The 18455-nt window shown below is 69.2% G+C and carries 16 protein-coding genes; 9 read left to right on the top strand and 7 right to left on the bottom strand.

The window, feature by feature from the left end; all coding sequences use genetic code 11:
* The first annotated feature begins 97 nt into the window (after window positions 1-97).
* The 5 genes from O7632_RS17260 (at window position 98) to O7632_RS17240 (ending at window position 6186) form a co-directional block, all read left to right on the top strand.
* On the top strand, window positions 98-1360 hold the full coding sequence (locus tag O7632_RS17260) for an extracellular solute-binding protein (RefSeq protein ID WP_278115592.1): 1263 nt from the start codon (window positions 98-100) through the stop codon (window positions 1358-1360).
* A complete protein-coding gene (locus tag O7632_RS17255) occupies window positions 1357-2358 on the top strand; it encodes a sugar ABC transporter permease (RefSeq protein ID WP_278115591.1) in 1002 nt (333 codons plus the stop codon). The genes O7632_RS17260 and O7632_RS17255 overlap by 4 nt, the downstream gene beginning before the upstream one ends.
* 17 nt (window positions 2359-2375) lie before the next feature.
* Entirely contained in the window at window positions 2376-3224 is an 849-nt protein-coding gene (locus O7632_RS17250; protein ID WP_278120126.1) for a carbohydrate ABC transporter permease, read from the top strand.
* Between the two features lie 69 nt (window positions 3225-3293).
* Window positions 3294-5636, top strand: a complete 2343-nt coding sequence (locus O7632_RS17245; protein WP_278115589.1) for a glycoside hydrolase family 3 N-terminal domain-containing protein — start codon at window positions 3294-3296, stop codon at window positions 5634-5636.
* Window positions 5637-5832: 196 nt separating this feature from the next.
* On the top strand, window positions 5833-6186 hold the full coding sequence (locus tag O7632_RS17240) for a Rieske 2Fe-2S domain-containing protein (RefSeq protein ID WP_278115587.1): 354 nt from the start codon (window positions 5833-5835) through the stop codon (window positions 6184-6186).
* 36 nt (window positions 6187-6222) lie between these two features.
* On the opposite strand, the gene O7632_RS17235 is transcribed toward O7632_RS17240, so the two are convergent.
* Window positions 6223-6690, bottom strand: a complete 468-nt coding sequence (locus tag O7632_RS17235; RefSeq protein WP_278115586.1) for a MarR family winged helix-turn-helix transcriptional regulator — start codon at window positions 6688-6690, stop codon at window positions 6223-6225.
* Window positions 6691-6774: 84 nt separating this feature from the next.
* On the opposite strand from O7632_RS17235, the gene O7632_RS17230 reads away from it, so the two are divergent.
* The 4 genes from O7632_RS17230 (at window position 6775) to O7632_RS17215 (ending at window position 10748) form a co-directional block, all read left to right on the top strand.
* Complete coding sequence (locus O7632_RS17230; RefSeq protein ID WP_278115584.1) at window positions 6775-7701, top strand: SDR family NAD(P)-dependent oxidoreductase; 927 nt, start codon at window positions 6775-6777, stop codon at window positions 7699-7701.
* A 45-nt stretch (window positions 7702-7746) separates the two neighbouring features.
* Window positions 7747-8628 carry an amidohydrolase family protein gene (locus O7632_RS17225; RefSeq protein ID WP_278115583.1) on the top strand — a complete coding sequence of 294 codons (882 nt, stop codon included), beginning with the start codon at window positions 7747-7749 and terminating at the stop codon, window positions 8626-8628.
* A 49-nt stretch (window positions 8629-8677) separates the two neighbouring features.
* Entirely contained in the window at window positions 8678-9139 is a 462-nt protein-coding gene (locus O7632_RS17220) for a MaoC family dehydratase (RefSeq protein WP_278115582.1), read from the top strand.
* A gap of 64 nt (window positions 9140-9203) precedes the next feature.
* The gene (locus tag O7632_RS17215) at window positions 9204-10748 is read left to right on the top strand and encodes a long-chain fatty acid--CoA ligase (protein ID WP_278115580.1); all 1545 of its coding nucleotides are present in this window, start codon (window positions 9204-9206) and stop codon (window positions 10746-10748) included.
* On the opposite strand, the gene O7632_RS17210 is transcribed toward O7632_RS17215, so the two are convergent.
* From O7632_RS17210 to O7632_RS17185, 6 genes are all read right to left on the bottom strand, one after another.
* Window positions 10666-11553, bottom strand: coding sequence for a PaaX family transcriptional regulator C-terminal domain-containing protein (locus O7632_RS17210; RefSeq protein WP_278115578.1), 888 nt, complete (start codon window positions 11551-11553; stop codon window positions 10666-10668). The two genes, O7632_RS17215 and O7632_RS17210, sit on opposite strands and share 83 nt — an antisense overlap.
* Before the next feature lie 36 nt (window positions 11554-11589).
* Window positions 11590-12390 carry an ABC transporter ATP-binding protein gene (locus O7632_RS17205; protein ID WP_278115576.1) on the bottom strand — a complete coding sequence of 267 codons (801 nt, stop codon included), beginning with the start codon at window positions 12388-12390 and terminating at the stop codon, window positions 11590-11592.
* Window positions 12383-13219, bottom strand: coding sequence for an ABC transporter permease (locus tag O7632_RS17200; protein WP_278115575.1), 837 nt, complete (start codon window positions 13217-13219; stop codon window positions 12383-12385). The genes O7632_RS17205 and O7632_RS17200 overlap by 8 nt, the downstream gene beginning before the upstream one ends.
* Window positions 13216-14016 (bottom strand): ABC transporter permease, encoded by an 801-nt coding sequence (locus O7632_RS17195; RefSeq protein ID WP_278115573.1) that lies wholly within the window; start codon window positions 14014-14016, stop codon window positions 13216-13218. Before O7632_RS17195 ends, O7632_RS17200 begins: the two co-directional genes overlap by 4 nt.
* A gap of 65 nt (window positions 14017-14081) precedes the next feature.
* Window positions 14082-15053, bottom strand: a complete 972-nt coding sequence (locus O7632_RS17190) for an ABC transporter substrate-binding protein (RefSeq protein ID WP_278115571.1) — start codon at window positions 15051-15053, stop codon at window positions 14082-14084.
* A gap of 241 nt (window positions 15054-15294) precedes the next feature.
* Entirely contained in the window at window positions 15295-18291 is a 2997-nt protein-coding gene (locus tag O7632_RS17185; protein WP_278115570.1) for a family 16 glycoside hydrolase, read from the bottom strand.
* Window positions 18292-18455: the final 164 nt, after the last annotated feature.

Below are 18455 nucleotides of genomic sequence, written 5' to 3'. Positions count from 1 at the left end.
TGTAAAACTCGCCGTCAGGCCAAGCACCGCGACTGAGTAGTCGAGGAGAAACATGATGGCGATTCCGCGCCGCGCAGGCGCCGTCCTAGCGCTCTTTATGACCGGCACCCTCCTGGCCGCCGGCTGCACCAGCGGCGACAGCAGCGAGCCCGAGGGCGAGCTGTACGAGAACCCGGTGACCCTCACCTGGTGGCACAACGCCTCCCAGGACGGACCCGGCAAGGACTACTGGGAGAAGGTCGCCGCCGACTTCTCCGCGCTCCACCCCACGGTCACGATCGAGATCGAGGGGATCGAGACCAACCAGCTCCAGCGCACCCGGCTCCCCGCCGCCCTGCTGAGCAACGACCCCCCAGACATCTTCCAGGCCTGGGGCGGCGGCGAGCTGCGCGAACAGGCAGAGGCCGGTTACCTGAAGGACATCACCGACCAGGTCCAGGCCGAGGTCGAGAACATCGGCTCCTCGGTGGAGATCTGGCAGGCCGACGGCCGGCAGTACGGTCTGCCGTACCGGATGGGCATCGAAGGCATCTGGTACAACAAGGACCTGTTCGCACAGGCCGGCATCGACGCGCCACCGACCACCTTCGACGAGCTCAACGACGCCGTCACCAAGCTCAAGGCAATCAACGTCGTCCCGATCGCCCTGGGTGCCGGTGACAAGTGGCCCGCCGCGCACTGGTGGTACAACTTCGCCCTGCGTGCCTGCTCTCCGGACACCTTGCGGGCGGCGTCCACCGAACTCAACTTCGACGACCCGTGCTGGGTGAAGGCCGGTGAGGACCTGCAGGACTTCATCGAGACCGAGCCCTTCCAGGAGAACTTCATCGCGACGCCGGGCCAGAACGACCCGACCAGCGCCAACGGCCTGCTCGCCAACGGTCTGGCCGCCATGGAGCTGATGGGCGACTGGAACCGGGGCACCTTGGACACCGTCGCCTCCGATCCGGAGGAGCTCGCCGGCTTCATCGGCTGGTTCCCCGTACCGGCGATCTCCGGTTCCGCCGGTGACCCGTCGGCGGCCCTCGGCGGTGGCGACGGCTTCGCCTGCGCCGAACAGGCCCCGGCCGAGTGCGTCGAGTTCCTCAAGTACATCGTCAGCCCCGAGGTGCAGCAGGGCTACGCCGAGACCGGTACCGGCCTGCCGGTGGCTCCCGAGGCGGCGGCGGCCGTGACCGACCCCGCGCTCCAGTCGATCCTGGAGGCGACGACCGACGCGAGCTACGTCCAGCTCTGGTTGGACACGGCCTTCGGTAGCACGGTCGGCAACGCGATGAACGACGCGATCGTCGCGATCTTCGCGGGCAACGGCTCGCCTGAAGACGTCGTCACGGCAATGAAGGCGGCCGCAAGCAAGTGACGACGATCAGCCACAACCAGAACCCCGCCGGCGGCGCGACCGCGCCACCGGCGGGGGTCCGGCACGCGAGGAGGCAGCGTTCCTCCCGCGCGACCGAGACCCGACGCAAGTGGTACGAGATCATCGGACTCACCACACCCGCGATCATCGTCTACGTGGTGTTCGTCCTGGTCCCGATGGGCTTCGCGTTCTACTACAGCCTGTTCCGTTGGCGCGGAGTCGGGCCGCCCACCGACTTCGTGGGCCTCAACAACTACATCCTCGCCTTCCAGGACCCGATCTTCCGCGACGCGTTGCGCAACAACGCGTTCATCGTGGTCGGATCGCTGCTGATCCAGGGTCCGATCGCGCTGGGCATCGCACTGCTGCTCAACCGGCCCTTCCGCGGCCGTACGGTGTTCCGGCTGCTGGTCTTCGTACCCTACGTGCTCGCCGAGGTGACGGCGGGCATCATGTGGAAGCTGCTGCTGACCGACGGCGGCACCACCGACGCCTTCCTGCAATCGATCGGCCTCGGCGCCCTCGTCCGGCCGTGGCTCGCCGATCTCGACCTGGTGATCTGGACCCTGCTGTTCGTCCTCACCTGGAAGTACGTCGGCTTCGCGATCATCCTCCTGCTCGCCGGTCTATCCAATGTGCCTCCCGAGTTGACCGAGGCGGCCGAGATCGACGGCGCCGGCTGGTGGCAGATCCAACGCCACATCACCCTGCCGCTGCTGGGGCCGACGATCCGGATCTGGATGTTCCTGTCGATGATCGGATCGTTGCAGGTCTTCGACGTGATCTGGGTGACCTCGGTGCCGGCGGTACGGTCGTTGGGTGCCTCGGCGACCATGGCGACCTACATGGTCGACAATGGCTTCTTCGCCCGGCTGTGGGGCTACGGCAACGCGATCGCCGTGATCCTCTTCGTGATCTCGTTCATCGCGGCGCTGCTGTTCCAGCGGTTCCTCCTCCGTCGGGACATCGAGGGCGCAGTGACCGGAAGGAGAAACTGACCGTGACCACAACCGCCATCGCCGCCGCGTCCCGCAAGCGCCGCCGGGACTCGTCGTGGGGCAATCCGCTGACCTACGCCCTGGCTCTCGTGGTGGCCGGGGCATCGATCGCCCCCGTGATCTACGTGATCATCGGCGGCTTCCGTACCACCCCGCAGATCATCGCCGACCCGGCCGCGCTGCCCGATCCGTGGGTCGCCGACAACTACGTCCGGGTACTCACCCAGAGTGGCTTCTGGCAGCAGGTGTTCAACAGCGCGGTGGTCGCCTTCGGTACGACGTTCGGGGTCGTGACGTTGGGACTGTGCGCCGCGTTCGTACTCGCGCGGTACACCTTCCGTGGCCGGGAGGTGCTGTACACCTTCTTCACCCTCGGGCTGCTCTTCCCGGCTGGTGCGGCGATCCTGCCGCTCTACCTGATGTTGCGCGACATGAACCTGATCAACTCCTATTTCGCGGTGATCCTCCCGCAGATCGCCTTCGCGCTACCCCTGACGATCGTGATCCTGCGGCCCTTCCTGACCGCCGTACCCCGGGAGTTGGAAGACGCGGCGGCGATCGACGGCACCGGCCGGCTCGGTTTCCTGTGGCGCATCATGCTGCCGCTGTCGCGTCCGGCGCTCGTCACGGTCGGGATCCTCGCGTTCGTGACCAGCTGGAACGCGTTCCTCCTGCCCCTGCTCGTCCTCGGTGACGCCAACCTGCACACCCTGCCGCTGGGCGTGCAGAATTTCTCCAGCCAGTACACCTCCGACACCGCCGGAATCCTCGCCTTCACCTCGATGGCGATGCTGCCGGCGTTGATCTTCTTCACGATCGCGGAGAAGCAGATCGTCGGGGGCCTGCAGGGTGCCGTCAAGGGCTGACCCCTTCGGTACGACGACGCGGCGTGCGCGCGACGAACGTGGCACACGCACAACAAGGGAAGGCACAGGATGACTGAGGTCCGCGCGACGGTGGACGGGGGCGCGCCGGGACAGGCTGGTCCGCGCCACGACCAGCCCGGAGGACCCGACCGGCCTGACGGGCTCGACGGCGAGGCGCGCGTGCGGGACCTGCTCGACCGGATGACGGTCGAGGAGAAGATCGCGCAGCTGGTCGGGTTCTGGGAGAAGGAGGACGGCGAGGCCGTCGCCCCGCTGCAGGGCGAGTTCGGCGAAAGCTTCGGTCTGGAGGACTTCTCCCGGCACGGCCTCGGCCACCTCACCCGGGTGTACGGCACCCGTCCCGTCGACCCGGCGGCACGCGCCGCCTGGCTGTGGAACTTCCAGTCCGAACTGGTGGCGAGAACCAGGCTCGGCATCCCGGCGATCGTCCACGAGGAGTGCCTGACCGGTCTCTCCGCGTGGCAGGCTGCCTCCTACCCGACACCACTGGCGTGGGGGGCCGCCTTCGATCCCGACCTGGTCACCGAGATGGCGCAGGCGATCGGCGCGTCGATGCGCGCGCTCGGCGTGCACCAGGGCCTCGCGCCGGTGCTCGACGTGATCCGCGACCCGCGCTGGGGCCGGGTCGAGGAGTGCATCTCCGAAGATCCCTATCTGGTCGGCACCATCGGCACCGCGTACATCCGGGGGCTGCAGTCGCAGGGTGTGCACGCCACCCTGAAACACTTCGTCGGCTACTCCGCCTCGCGCGCGGGCCGTAACTTCGCCCCGGTGCACGCAGGCCCCCGGGAGGTCGCCGACGTGCTGCTGACCCCGTTCGAGATGGCACTGCTCGACGGCGGCGCCCGCTCGGTGATGCACTCGTACGCCGAGATCGACGGGGTCCCGGTCGCCGCCGACCCGGCGATGCTCACCGGCCTGCTGCGGGACCGTTGGGGCTTCGACGGGGTGGTCGTGGCGGACTACTTCGGGGTGGCGTTCCTCCACCTGCTGCACCACGTCGCCGAGGACCATACCGACGCGGCGGTTCAGGCGCTGACCGCCGGGGTCGACATCGAACTGCCGACCGGCGACGCCTATCTGCGGCTGCCGGCGGCGGTGCGCGCCGGAAGGGTCGACGAGGCGCTCCTCGACCGGGCGGTGCTGCGGCTCCTGCGCCAGAAGCAGGACCTCGGGCTGCTCGACGCCACCTTCACCGACGAGCCGCCCCGCGACATCGACCTCGACTCGGCCGAACACCGGGCGATCGCCCGCCGCCTCGCGGAACGGTCCGTCGTTCTGGTCACCAACCGTGACACCCTCCCGCTGCCCGCCGGTCGCGCGATTGCCGTGATCGGACCCAACGCCGACCTGGTCAACGCCATGTTCGGCTGCTACTCGTTCGTCAACCACGTGCTGCCGCAGCATCCGGGGGTGGAAGCCGGGATCGAGGTACCGACCGTTCTCGACGCGGTGCGGGCCGAGTTCGGCACCGACCGGGTCAGCTGGGCGCGCGGCTGCGGCGTCGACGACCCCGACCGGTCCGGCTTCGCCGACGCCGTCGCCACCGCTTCCGCCGCCGACGTCGCCGTACTGGTCGTCGGTGACCAGGCCGGCCTGTTCGGGCGCGGCACCGTCGGCGAGGGCTGCGACACCGACGACCTGGAGCTGCCCGGAGTGCAGCGCGACCTCGTCGAGGCCGTGCTGGCGACCGGCACTCCCGTGGTGCTGGTGCTGCTCACCGGTCGGCCCTACGCGATCGGCTGGGCGCTCGACGGGTGCGCCGCCGTGGTGCAGGCGTTCTTCCCCGGTGAGGAAGGTGCCGGGGCGGTCGCCGGAGTGCTTTCCGGGCGGATCAACCCGTCCGGGCGGCTGCCGGTCAGCCTGCCCCGGTCGGCAGGCGCCCAACCGTACTCCTACCTGCACCCGGCCCTCGGCGAGGGGAACGAGGTCACCAACCTGTCGGTGACCCCACCGGCGGCGTTCGGCCACGGCCTGTCGTACACCACGTTCGCCTACGCGGAGCTGACCGTGCCGGCGACGGTGCCCAGCGACGGGGCACTGGTGGCGACCGTACGGGTGACGAACACCGGGTCGGTGGCCGGTGACGAGGTGGTCCAGCTCTACGGCCACGACCTGGTCGCCTCGGTGACCCGCCCGGTGGCGCAGCTCCTCGGCTACCGCCGGGTGCACCTCGCGCCGGGTCAGTCGGTCACGGTCGAGTTGACGGTGCCGACCACCCGGCTGGCCTTCGCCGACCGCACCATGACCCGGGTGGTCGAGCCGGGTGAGGTGGACATCTGGGTGGGTACCAGCGAGCACCGGTTGGCGCAGGGACGGACCACCCTGGTCGGGCCGACCGTACCGGTCACCAACGCTTCGCGGCGGTGGACCACCACTGAGATCAGATAGCGGATCGACCCGATTCCGTCGATAGCGCTTCGACACCTCGCCGCGACACCTCGCCGACGGCGGACGACGACCGGGACCCTGGCTCCCGCTCAGTGACGTTCCACTGAGTGAAAGCCAGGGTCCCGGTCTCGTTAGTGGCGCGGGACCATGCGACCACCCCACCGCTGTCATCCATCACCGTCAGGAGGTCAGTCGCATGCCGTTCGCGCGCAACCAGTGGTACGTGGCCGCGTACAACGACGAGGTCGGCCGGCACCTGCTCGCCCGTACCGTGCTCGGCGAGCCGCTCGTGCTCTACCGCACCGAGGCCGGGACGGCTGTGGCCCTGGCCGACCGGTGCGTACACCGGCGGTTCCCACTGTCGCAGAGCCGACTCGACGGCGACCGGATCGGTCTGCGGCTGTCGGAGGGCGTGCTGGCGGCGATCTCCCTGGTGGTGGCGTACGACCGGGCCGATCCGGTGGCGCTGGCTCCGCTGGTGCAGGCGGCGGGACGGGCGATCTCCCGGGCGGTGACCGGGCCGGTCGGCCGGTACGCCGGACGGCGCTGAGACGGGGCCGGTGCGTCAGGCGGGAAAGGCGGTGCGTCAGGAGGGAAAGGCCAGCAGTCGGAGGAACTCGGCAAGCCGCTGATGGTCCTCGGGGGTCACGGGTGCGAGCAGCCCACGTTCCACGGCACGGGCGGACTCCTGGGCCCGGGCGAACAGGGCCCGGCCGGCGTCGGTCGCCACCAGGACGTTGGCCCGCCGGTCGGCCGGATCAGTGTGGCGGGCGACCAACCGGCGCCGTTCCAGGTCGTCGATCACGGCGACCACCTGGCTCGGGTCGAGCCGGAGAAATTCGGCCAGCTCCCGTTGGGTGGGGCGGGCGTCGTCGGCGGCCAGCGCGAGCACCGAGTAGGACCGGGCTTTGAGCCCGTGCTCGGCCAGCGCGGTGTTCGCCGCGGCGAGGGTGAGCGCGTTGGCCCGGGCGAGCAGAAAGACGAGATCCGCGCCGAGAACGCTGTCCCGCAGGCCGCCGGCACCGGCGTGCCGGGGCTTCTCGCTCGCAGGCATGGCGACGATGGTAGCAGGCAACGCCAATAATTGACATTATCAACGGTTCATGGTCCGATCGGCTTCGACGCGAAGGAGTTCCCGATGTCTCTGGACGGCAAAGTCGCCATCGTCACCGGCTCCGGGCGAGGTCTCGGCCTGGCCTACGCCCAGCAGTTGGCCCGCCAGGGCGCCAGCGTCGTGGTCAACGACGTCGACGCCGACACGGCCGCCCAAGCGGTCGCGGCGATCGAGGCCGCCGGTGGACGGGCCGTCGCGGTGGTGGCGCCGGTCGGTCCCACCGAGACCGCGCAGGCTCTGGTCACCGCGGCGGTCGACAGCTTCGGTCGGCTCGACATCGTAGTCACCAACGCCGGCGTCCTACGCGACACGGTGCTCTGGAAGATGAGCGACGACGACTTCGACACCGTCATCGACGTGCACCTGCGCGGCACCTTCACCACCGTGCGCGAGGCGGTACGGCACATGCGTCAGGCCGGCGACGGCGGCCGGATCATCTGCGTCGGCTCCCCCACCGGCCAGCGGGGCAACTTCGGACAGACCAACTACGCGGCGGCCAAGGCGGGCATCGTCGGAATGGTCCGGACCTGGGCGCTGGAGTTGAAGCGGGCCGGCATCACCGCCAACACGGTCGTACCCGTCGCGGCGACCGCGATGACGGCCACCGTGCCCTACTTCGCCGCAGCGGTGCGCGCCGACGCGCAGGGCGGGCCGATGCCGGCCTTCTTCCGGCACGACCTCGGTTTCGGCACCGCCGACGACGTGGCCGGCCTCGTCGCCTTCCTCGGCTCCGACGCGGCCGCCGAGGTGACCGGTCAGGTGATCGGGGTCGGGGGTGACCGGATCCAGATCTGGACCCACCCGGAGGCCGCGACGACCGCCTACCGCGAGGGGGGCTGGACCTACGAGGCGCTGGTCGCCGACTGGCCGACCGAGTTCGCTGGTGCGTTGCAGAGCGTCGGTGAGCGCTTTCCGGAACTCCCCGAGGAGTTCCAGCCGGCTGCCTCGTGATCCCCGCCGGCCACCTCCTGAACCGCTAGCCCGAGGTCACCCCACATGTACCAGTCCGCGATCGACGTCGACGCGATCACCGCGATCGACGTCCACGTCCACATCGAAGTCGACGACCACGGCCACGCGTCGCTACCGGAGCCGCTGGTGGCCGCCGCGTCCAAGTACTTCCGCACCGACGGTCCCCGGCCGGCGATCGACGCGATCGCGGGGTACTACCGCGAACGGCGGATGGCGGCCGTCGTGTTCACCGTCGACGCGCGTACCCAGCTGCGGCATCCGCCGTTGTCCAGCGTCGAGATCGCCCGGGCCGCCGCCGACCACGCCGACGTGCTCATCCCGTTCGGCTCGGTCGACCCGCGCACCGGCGACGCGGCCCTGGAGGCCGCCGCCCGGCTGGTCGACGACGAGGGCGTACGCGGATTCAAGTTCCATCCGACGGTGCAGGGCTTCGATCCCGGCGACGAGCGGTACGCGCCGCTGTGGGGCCTGATCGCCAAGGCCGGCGTGCCGGCCCTTTTCCACACCGGCCAGACCGGGATCGGGGCGGGGCTGCCCGGCGGCTACGGACTGCGTCTGGACCTGTCCAACCCGATGCGGCTCGACCCGATCGCCGCCAGCTTCCCGGACCTGCAGATCATCATGGCCCACCCGTCGGTGCCCTGGCAGGACGAGGCGCTGTCGGTGGCGACCCACAAACCCAACACCTGGATCGACCTGTCCGGCTGGAGCCCGAAGTACTTCCCCGCCGAGCTGGTGCGTTACGCCAACTCGATGCTGAAGGACCGGGTGCTGTTCGGCACCGACTACCCGCTGCTCACCCCGGACCGCTGGCTGCGTGACGTCGAGAGCACCGATCTCAAGCCCGAGGTGCTCCCCGGGATCGTCAAGCACAACGCCGTCCGCCTTCTGCGCCTGGCCGGGTGACGGGAACACCGGGCGACCAGACGACCGGGCGGCGAGAGAAAGGAACGCCATGACCACGACCATCGCCTACGACCAGCTCGCCGGTCTCGCCGGCACCGACCTCGGTTACACCGAGTACCGGACGGTCACCCAGGAACAGGTGAACCTGTTCGCCGACGCGACCGACGACCACCAGTGGATCCACGTCGATCCCGTACGGGCGAAGGACGGGCCGTTCGGCGGGCCGATCGCCCACGGGTTCCTCAGCCTCTCGCTGACCGTCCCGTTCTGGACGGAGTTGCTCGACGTGACCGGTGTGGCGACGAAGCTGAACTACGGCCTCGACAAGGTGCGCTTCCCCGCCCCGGTCGCCGTCGGGTCACGCGTGCGGATGCGTGCCGTCGTCGCCGAGGTCGCCGAGGTCGCCGAGGTCCGGGGCGGGTACCAGCTGGTGGTCGACCAGACCGTCGAGATCGAGGGCGGCGTGAAGCCGGCGGTCGTCGCGCGCGGCCTGTACCGCTTCCTCGCGTGAGCGGACACCGCTGACCAGATCAGCCCTGACCAGGAGATTCGTTTTCACGACCAGGAGAACGCTGATGCACCAGAACGGGATTGGTGCCTGGTTGGCCAAGCGCCGACTCACCTCGCCCGACCGGACCGCCCTCGTCTGGGGCGACCAGTCGACCATGACGTACCGCGAATTCGCCGACGGCGCTGACCGCGTCGCGGCGATGCTGCGAGGTCTCGGCGTCGGTACCGGCGGCTCCGTCGCCTACCTGGGCGAGAACAGTCCCGACTTTCTTCTGGTGATGTTCGGTACGGCGCGGCTCGGTGCCGCCTTCGTCCCGGTCAACACCCGACTGGCGCCCCCGGAGATCGCCCACGTGCTCACCGACTGTGGCGCGCGGGTGCTGATCCACGATCCGGAGTTCACCCCCCGGGTGGCCGCCGCCACCGGAGGCGTGCCGGCGCTGCGGATCGTGGTCACCGGGACGGACGCCACCGACCAACCGGGACTGCGGACGTTGCTGGACTCGGCCGCCGGTACCGGCGACGCGGGCGAGATCGGACCGTGCCCGGCGGGCATGGACGACCCCGCCGCGATCATCTACACCTCGGGTACGACCGGCCGGGCCAAGGGCGCCGTGCTGACCCACGCCAACCTGACCTGGGTGGCGATCAACTGCGTCATCGACTACGACGTGGTCTCCGGTGACGTCGCGCTGATGATCTCCCCGCTGTTCCACGTCGCATCCCTCGGCATGGGTGCGTTGCCGGTGATCCTCAAGGGCGGGACGCTCGTGCTGGAGAAGGGCTTCGAACCAGGCCGGGCGCTGGCGCAGATCGAGCGGCACGGCGTGACGATGCTCAGCGGGGTGCCGACGACGTACCAGATGATGGCCGAGCATCCGGACTGGTCGTCGACCGATCTGTCGTCGTTGACGAAGCTCACCTGCGGCGGATCGGCGGTGCCGGTACGGATCCTCGACGCGTACGAGCAGCGGGGGTTGTCTTTCTCGCAGGGGTACGGCATGACCGAGGCGTCGCCGGGCGCGACCGCGCTGCCGCCGGCGATGACTTCCGCCAAGCAGGGCAGCGTCGGGCTGCCGCACTTCTTCACCGACGTGCGGATCCGCGACAGCGACGGCTCGCCGGCGCCGGCCGGCACGATCGGCGAGATCGAGATCGCCGGGCCGAACGTGTTCGCCGGCTACCACCGGCTGCCGGACGCGACGGCGGCGGCGTTCAGCGCGGACGGCTGGTTCCGCTCCGGCGACCTCGGCTATCTGGACGACGACGGCTACCTGTACATCGCCGGCCGCCTCAAGGACATGATCATCTCGGGTGGGGAGAACATCTACCCGCCGGAGCTCGAACTGCTGCTCGCCGAGATCGACGGGGTGACGGGGGCCGCCGTCATCGGGGTGCCCGACCCCCGGTGGGGCGAGATTCCGTGGGCGGTGCTCACCGTCCGTGACGGCGCGACGATCGACGTCGACGTGGTACGCGGCCAGCTCGACGGCCGGATCGCGCGTTACAAGATGCCGAAGAACGTGGTCATCGTCGACGAGCTGCCGAGGACCGCATCTGGGAAGGTGCGGAAGGCCGATCTGCGGGCCCGGTTCGGCGGTCAGGTGTGACGGAGCCGCCGACCAGCCTGGCGAACTCCGCCGCCGACGACTCGGCGAGCCGTTCGTGCATCCGACGGTAGACCTGGGTCGACCGTACGGCGGGCCACTGCTCGTCCATGAACTCGCGGGGCAGTCTCGGGTCCGCCCGTAGCAGCGCGAGCCAGTCGGCCACCAGCATGGTGCGCACGGTCAGCGCGCTCGCCGCCTCGGTCACCGCCGCCGGGTCGTCCCACATGTCGATGAAGGTGACATGTTCGCGGCGGATGGCCTCGATGTCCCAGGCCGACCGGACACTGTCGGCAATCGGGAACTCCGGCAGTTCCCGCGCGTGGAAGGCGACGACGGTGCCGGCCGGCAGGTCCCGGCGCAGCGGCTCCAGCGAGCCGGCCAGGTCGACCTCGCCGGGGGCGAGCCACAGCCCGTCGCGCAGTGGCGCGAATCCTTCCCAGGTCAGCGTGGATCGCAGCCGGTGGCGCAGGGTCCGTTGGCCCTCGGGGATCGTGAAGGTGACCAGCGTCCATCCGGTGCCCTGCGGGTCGAAGGGCCGTGGTCCCCGGACCCGTTCGGTCGCCTCGCGCAGCACCGCCGCGCCGTGCCTGGTCAGCGAGAACAGGATCTCCCTACCGCGCTTGCTGCGAGCCAGGACGCCGGTCTGCACGAGTCGGTCCAGGGTGGCCCGGGTCGCCGGGGCGGCGACGCCGGCACCGTCGAGCACACCGATCAGGACGCTGGCCCGGATCGGCCCCGGGTCTTCGTCGACGACGTGCTCACCGAAGAAGGCGAGCAGCAACTGTTTCGGTGCACGGCTGCGCACGGGGCACCCCCTCGATCGAGACGTCCGACGATTCGGTCACCCGGTGACGGTCTCGCCACGTTTGGCCCGTTGGATCTGGCCGTAGATCTGCGTCCGGAGTTCCGTGAAGCGAGGTAGCGCCCGTGTGGTTATCTGATCACGCTCGGCCGGAAGGTCGATCGTGAGGTCCTCCTGGACCCAGGTCGGCGACGTCGACAACACGAGTACCCGCTCGCCCAGGTAGACCGATTCGTCGATGTCGTGGGTGACGAAGACGATCGAGATCTTGCGGTCGGTGTGCAACTGCCGGACCAGATCCTCCAGGTCCGCGCGGGTCTGGGCGTCGACCGCAGCGAACGGTTCGTCCATGATCAGCACCTCGGGGTGGTACGCGACGGCACGGGCGATCGCCACCCGCTGCTGCATGCCGCCGGACAACTGCCAGGGGTGGTTGCGGGCGGCGTGGCCCAGGCCCACCGCTTCGAGGGCGTCGGTGACGAGCTTGCCGCGCTGTGCCCGGGACAGCCGTTTGTGCCGCAGCGGCAGTTCGACGTTGCCCCGGACGGTCAACCACGGGTAAAGACTGCGGCCGTACTCCTGGAAGACGACGGCCATCGCGGGGCTCGGGCCGGTGACCGGCGCCCCGTCCATCTCGATGTGGCCGCTGGTGGGGCGCAGCAGCCCGGCGAGGCACTTCAGCAGAGTCGTCTTGCCGCAGCCCGACGGACCCACGATGCAGACGAGTTCGCCGGCGTGCATCGTGAAGCTGACGTCGCCGATGGCCTCGACATCGCCGTTCGCCGACTCGTAGACCTTACGCAGGTGCTCGACCCGCAGCAGGACGCTCCGCTCAGGCACGATTGATCTCCCTTGCTCCGTGGTACCAGCGCAGCACACGCCGCTCGACGACACCGAAGGTGACCGCGAGCAGGACACCGACGAGACCGAGCAGCAGGATGCCGCTCCACATCTCGGCGATCAGGTAGTTGCGTTGGAAGTAGGCGATTCGGTAGCCGAGCCCGGCGGAGGACGCGAACATCTCCGAGATCACCATCAGGATGAGCGCGACCGACAGTCCTTGGCGGACGCCGGCCATGATGCGCGGGCTGGCTGCCGGCAGCACCAGGAACCACAGTCGCTCCCACCAGGTGATCTGGAACGAGTCGGCGGTCTCGGACATGACGGAGTCGGTCGAGCGGACGCCGTCGATCGTGTTCAGCAGGATCGGCCACAGCGCCCCGGAGACGATCACCACCACCCGCATCGTGTCGGTGATGCCCAGCAGCAGCATCGCGATGGGGATCAGCACCGGCGGCGGGATGGCCCGGAAGAACTCCAGCAGCGGTTCGAGGAGCTCGCGCAGCGACCGGAACAGGCCGATCAGCGTACCGGCGGCGATGCCGAGCACGATCGAGGCGACGATGCCCAGGGCGAGCCGGTACAGGCTGGGCAGGACGTCGGAGACGAACGCGGGTCCGACCCAGGTGGCGACGAAGGCGTCGAGGATCTCCACCGGCCCGGGGAAGAACCGGTTGGACGACGAGGTCGACGCCACCCCCCAGATCACCAGCAGCAGGAAGGGCAGGCCGAAGGAGTAGAGCAGACTTTCGGCGATCCGCCGACCGACGGAGCGCCGGCGCCGGGGTCGCGCGACGGACCGGTCGGCGGGTACGGCGGACGCGGTCACCGGGCCTCCTCTCCCCGTACCGACTGGTGCCAGGACAGCGTCCGGCGCTCGATGAACCGGAAGACCAGGTTAACGCTGAGGCCGAGCAGGCCGGTGACCACGACGAAGGCGTAGAGCCCGACGGCGTCGCCGGCGGAGCGGGACAACTCGATCATGCGGCCGAGGCCGGGGTTGCCGATCACCATCTCGGCGGTGATGGCCAGGATGAGCGCGACCGCTGCGGCCAGCCGGACCCCGGTCATCAGGTACGGCAGTGCGGTCGGCAGCACCAGGTAGACCAGGCGTTCCCGGTGGGTGAGGTCGAAGCTGCGCGCGGTGTCGCGGGCGACCGTGTCGACGTCGGCGACGCCGTAGATCATCTGCACGAACACCTGCCAGAACGAGGCGTAGATGATGATGACCAGAGCCGCTTGCAGCTGGATGCCGAACAGCAGTACGGCCAGCGGGATGAGGGCGACCGACGGAATCGGCCGCAGGAACTCGACCATCGTGTGGGTGGCCCGGCGCAGGACCGGCACCAAGCCGACGAGCGTGCCGAGCGCGACCGCCGCGACCGTGGCCACGCCCAGCCCGATCGCCCAGGCGGTCATGGTGGATCCGAGTCGACGCCAGAAGGCCAGGTCACGGAACTCTTCGACGAGTCGTCCGAGCACATCGGTGACGTACGGCAGGTATTGCGAGTTCACCAGGCCGAGGGTCGGGATCAGCTGCCAGACGATCAGGAACCCGGTCAGTCCGACGGCGCCCAGCACCACTTTGCGCGGTGACCGGGGACGCCGGATGGACGAAACGTGCATGTCGCTCCCGTGGTCGGCGGTCCGGCCCGCCGCGCCGTATCGGCGCGGCGGGCCGGACCGCACCGCTACTGCTGCTGGATGAGGCGGTCGAAGTCCGGCTGCTGCTCCAGTACGGCGTAGTCCGTGGCGAGCGTCGCTAGCGTTTCCAGGCTCGCCCGGTCGATTTCCCAACCGAACTCCGGCAACCGCACCGAGTCGGCGACCGCCTCGGGCAGTTCCAGGTTGTCCTTGATCGACTGACGCACGTCCGCCTCGTTGGCGGGATCCCGCGCCCATTGGAGGGTCTCCTCCATCGCGGCGGAGAAGTCGGCGATCAGGTCGGCGTCGGATTCGAGGCGTTCGGCGGTGGTGATCGTCGTCAGGGTGGCCAGGCCGGGGATGACGGCCTGGTAGGGCTCGACGACGAGGACGTCGCCGCGACCGCGCAGCTGGGTGACGAACGGCTCCGGTACCCAGGCGGCGTCGATGTTGTCGGCTTCCAGTTGGGCGGGAACGTCGGGGAAGGCGACCTCGACGAACTGGATCGTGCTCGGGTCACCGCCGTCCTGTTCCACCGCCGCCATGATCGTCACGTCACCGGCGGCGCCGAGGCTGTTGACCGCCACCCGGCGACCGGCGAGTTCGGCGGGGCGGGTGATGCCGGACCGGGCCGACGCCACGACGGCGTTGATGTCGTCGCCCTCGGCGTAGGAGGAGGCGTAGTTGCCGATCAGGACGACGCCGAGATCCTGCAGGTCGGCGCGGAACGGACCGAACGGCTGGCCGATGGCGAAGTCGATGTCGCCGTTGATCAGGGCGGGGATCGCCTGGGCGCCACCCTGCGCGGGTAGCACGTCGACCGCGAGTCCGCGCTCGGCGAAGATGCCGGCCTCGATGCCGCCCCACAACGCGGCGGTTTCGGTGATCGGCAGCGCCGCGACGCGGACCTGACGCAGTTCGCCGTCGATTTGGTCGGTCGGGGTCGCGTCCGAGTCGGTGCAGGCGGTCAGGGCGATCGCCATGGTGGCGATCAACCCTAGGGTGAGGGTCTTCTTCATTGACGAGGCCCTTCCGGGACGGGAATCGTGGGGTGCGTCAATCCCGGCGGGTGCACACAGAGTGCAGGTGCGTTTCGGTGTGAGCGTGGTCACCCCGCCGTCCGGCCATGGTCAACCACCATGGCTCCCAATGTCAACAATTCCGCGTCGCCCGTCACGAATAGATTGAATATCGCGATGGACCGTCGCTGCGGCGGTGGTGGTGGGCCGGTCCCCCGGTCCACCACCACCGCCGGACGGATCAGCTCAGCGGCTCGATCCAGATGTTGCGGTACTGCACGGCGTTCTGGTGATCCTGCAGCCGGATCGACCCCGTGGCCGGACCCTCGGGGATGTTCCCGCCGGTCGGACCGGTGATCGCGACGTCGTCGTGAACGGTCACGCCGTTCCAGACCAGCGTCACCCGGGCGTCTTCGGTCTTGGTGCCGGCGTTGTCGTAACGGGCCGCGCGGTAGGTGATGTCGTACGTCTGCCAGGTGTCCGCCGGTCGCGCGGCGTTGACGTCCGGCGCCTTCTGCAGATAGATCGCACCGGCCTCGTTGGTGTCCAGCGTCGGGTCACCGTACGAGTCGAGGATCTGGATCTCGTAGCGTTCCTGCAGGTAGACGCCGCTGTTGCCACGGTTCTGCCCGGTCACGTCCGCTGGCAGCTGCGGCACCTTGAACTCGACGTGCAACCGGAAGTCACCGAACGCCTGACGGGTACGCAGGTCGCCGCAGCAGACCTCCATGACTCCGTCGCCCAGTCGCGGCCAACTCGCCGAACGCCCGTCGGTGTGCTGCCACTCCGCCAGGTTGCCACCGTCGAACAGCACGATCCGTTCGCCCGGTTGACGCACGGTCACGAGATCCAGGTTGACGTGTCCGGTGTCGCCGGTCTCCACCCGGTACTCGATGGCGTTGACACCCTTACGCAACGTCAACAGCTCGGTCTTGGTGGCCCACTCCTTCCACGTGACGGTGGACGGCAGGACCGTCTGACGCACCTTGGCGCCGTTGACGTAGACGCTGACGGTCTTGTCGCCGGAGAACGGGTTGGGACCGTTGCTGTAGCGCAGCCCCACCTCGTACTCGCCGTTGCGCTTCACGTCCACGTGCACGGTCGTCGAAGCGTTGAGGTCGCCGAACCCGGCGACGAAACCGACCCCGGAGAAACCGACGTGCTCGGTGTCGACCCGGGCACTGCCCTGGCGGTGGCCCTCCTCGGCCTCGTAGAAGACCCGGTCGGGCTGGACGCCGGGAATGGCGTTGAGGGTGTACCAGGCTTCGGTGCTCCACAGCTGTTCGCCGTTTGACGCGGTGAACGACCGAGGCGAGCGCAGGTGCACCACCCGACCTTGCTGCAGTCCGTCGATGGTCAGCCAGACCGTCCGACGGTCGTTGGAGACCTTGACCGCGCTGACGCTCAGGGACTCCTCGTCGACCTTCGGGCCGCCGTACGTCGGGGTCGGCGCGTAGCGCCACTGCTCGACCTGGTAGCGCCCGGCGATGTCCTGGATCGTCTCGGTGGACAACGGCCGGGTGTACTCGATCTTGAACCCGTTCGGGGTGGCGCTCATCGACTTCATGTCGAACGTACGGTTGTCGTTCGGGGTGAGCTTCTGCAGGCCGTACCGCAGCTTGCCGGGCTGACCCCAGTTGCCGTCGGCGCCGAGCCCACCGACGTAGATGGCGCCGTCCGGACCGAGGGTGACCCGGTTGACACCGGCCTCCAGGCCCTGGGTGTGCCGGAACACCGCGCCCTGGTACTGGTCCTTCACCTTCTCCAGGTACGCCCGCTGCAGCCCGCCGTAGGTGACGTCGCCGATCAGGAACTGACCCCGGTACGGGCCCTTCTTGAGCAGCACCGGAGTGCTGGGCGAGTTGGCGATCTCGTTCTGCGGCAGCCAGAGGGCGGGCTGAGTGACCGGGTTGGCGTCGTACGGCCCGGCGGGGTTGGTGTAGTGGTTGAAGAACCGGTCGGACTCGATGTGCACCAGCTTGCTGGCCGGCAGGTAGCCACCTTGGTTGTCGGTGACGAACAGCTCCTGCTCCGGACCCCAGCCGATGCCGTTGGGGGTACGCAGTCCACCAGCGACGTAGCTGACCGCGCCGGTGCGTCGGTTCACCACGACACTGGTCCCCCGGTTGGCCACCGGCTGCGGGTTGGTCGTCGCGCCGCCGTAGTCGATGGCGACCGACAGGTTGAGGTAGAAGTTGCCCCCCTTGTAGAGCAGGCCGAAGGCGAACTCGTGGAAGTTGCCGCCGTACGGCCACCTGGCGACGGTCCGCTGTTCGTCGGCGACCTCGTCACCGTTGGTGTCGCGCAGTTCGGTGAGCTCGTGCTTCTGCGACACGTAGATAACGCCGTCGACGACGGCCACACCCATCGGCTCGTTCAAACCGCTGGCGATGCGCTTGTAGGTGACCTGGTCGGGGCCGGTCTCCCCGGTCACGTTCTCGACGATGTACACCTCGCCGCTGAACTGCTCGCTGCCGCCCCAGGTGGCGATGACCAGCCGACCGTCGGCGGTCCAGTCCATCCCGGACACCTGTGGTTGGAAACCGTCCGGACGCAGGTCGGTCAGGGTGTAGTCGGGGTGCACGCCGTCCAGCGGAAGCCCGTCTCCGGGGGTGTCGGTGACGCCCTGGCACTCCTTGCGGCCCGGTGCGGTCACCCGGACCACGCCAGCGTCGGTGCTCAGCACCGAGGTGGGTACGACGACGAAGTCCGCCGCGCCCGGCGGCTGCCAGGACAGGGTGAGCTGCTGGCCGCCGCCGGCTTCGAAGTATTCGACCCGCAGCGCGTGGTGGCCTTCGGTCAACGTGACGGCACCGTCCATGTCGGTGGCACCGTGCAGGCCGTCGTGGTCGACCACGACCGCGTCGTCGATGTAGAGCCGGGAACCGTCGTCGCTGGTCAGCCGGAAGGTGTAGGTCCCGGCGGTGGCGATGTGCAGGTTGGCGAGGGCGTGCGTGACGAAGTTGTCCTCGAACCCGAAGTTGTCGGCGCTGGACCAGTCGACGACCGGCATCAGCTTGTCGACGTTCGGTGTCTGTCCGGGCTTGAGGGTGCAGATCTCGGACAGCGGGACCCGGACGTCGTAGGTACGCAAGGTGACGCCCGGCTCCTGTGGCGGGAGTTCCGCCGCCTGGGCGGCGGCGGGAGCGGACCCGGCGACGGCGGCCAGCGAACCGAGCATGGTGGCGGTGGCGAGGAACGTGAGTGGACGGCGAGTACGTGGTGAGTGTGGAGACATACCTTCCCCTTCGGCGGTGCGGTGGGGCCGCGGTCGGAACCATCGCCGAGGGGGTGCACCTGCTCGGGGGACGAGATGATCCTCGATCACAGCTGCGGCACATCATGGGCCACATTCGTCGAAGTAGCAAGATCTTCTGAGTGATCGTTACGATCTTTCGCCCA

It is taken from the genome of Solwaraspora sp. WMMD406, assembly GCF_029626025.1.
Taxonomy (GTDB): domain Bacteria; phylum Actinomycetota; class Actinomycetes; order Mycobacteriales; family Micromonosporaceae; genus Micromonospora_E.
This window is presented reverse-complemented; position numbering and strand designations above follow the sequence as displayed.

Excerpts from the sequence above, each read along its gene's own strand:
- O7632_RS17260 (WP_278115592.1), top strand. The coding sequence starts at position 98 with ATGACCGGCACCCTCCTGGCCGCCGGCTGCACCAGCGGCGACAGCAGC.
- O7632_RS17245 (WP_278115589.1), top strand. The coding sequence starts at position 3,294 with ATGACTGAGGTCCGCGCGACGGTGGACGGGGGCGCGCCGGGACAGGCT.
- O7632_RS17240 (WP_278115587.1), top strand. The coding sequence starts at position 5,833 with ATGCCGTTCGCGCGCAACCAGTGGTACGTGGCCGCGTACAACGACGAG.
- O7632_RS17235 (WP_278115586.1), bottom strand. The coding sequence starts at position 6,690 with ATGCCTGCGAGCGAGAAGCCCCGGCACGCCGGTGCCGGCGGCCTGCGG.
- O7632_RS17230 (WP_278115584.1), top strand. The coding sequence starts at position 6,775 with ATGTCTCTGGACGGCAAAGTCGCCATCGTCACCGGCTCCGGGCGAGGT.
- O7632_RS17225 (WP_278115583.1), top strand. The coding sequence starts at position 7,747 with ATGTACCAGTCCGCGATCGACGTCGACGCGATCACCGCGATCGACGTC.
- O7632_RS17220 (WP_278115582.1), top strand. The coding sequence starts at position 8,678 with ATGACCACGACCATCGCCTACGACCAGCTCGCCGGTCTCGCCGGCACC.
- O7632_RS17215 (WP_278115580.1), top strand. The coding sequence starts at position 9,204 with ATGCACCAGAACGGGATTGGTGCCTGGTTGGCCAAGCGCCGACTCACC.
- O7632_RS17195 (WP_278115573.1), bottom strand. The coding sequence starts at position 14,016 with ATGCACGTTTCGTCCATCCGGCGTCCCCGGTCACCGCGCAAAGTGGTG.
- O7632_RS17190 (WP_278115571.1), bottom strand. The coding sequence starts at position 15,053 with ATGAAGAAGACCCTCACCCTAGGGTTGATCGCCACCATGGCGATCGCC.
- O7632_RS17185 (WP_278115570.1), bottom strand. The coding sequence starts at position 18,291 with ATGTCTCCACACTCACCACGTACTCGCCGTCCACTCACGTTCCTCGCC.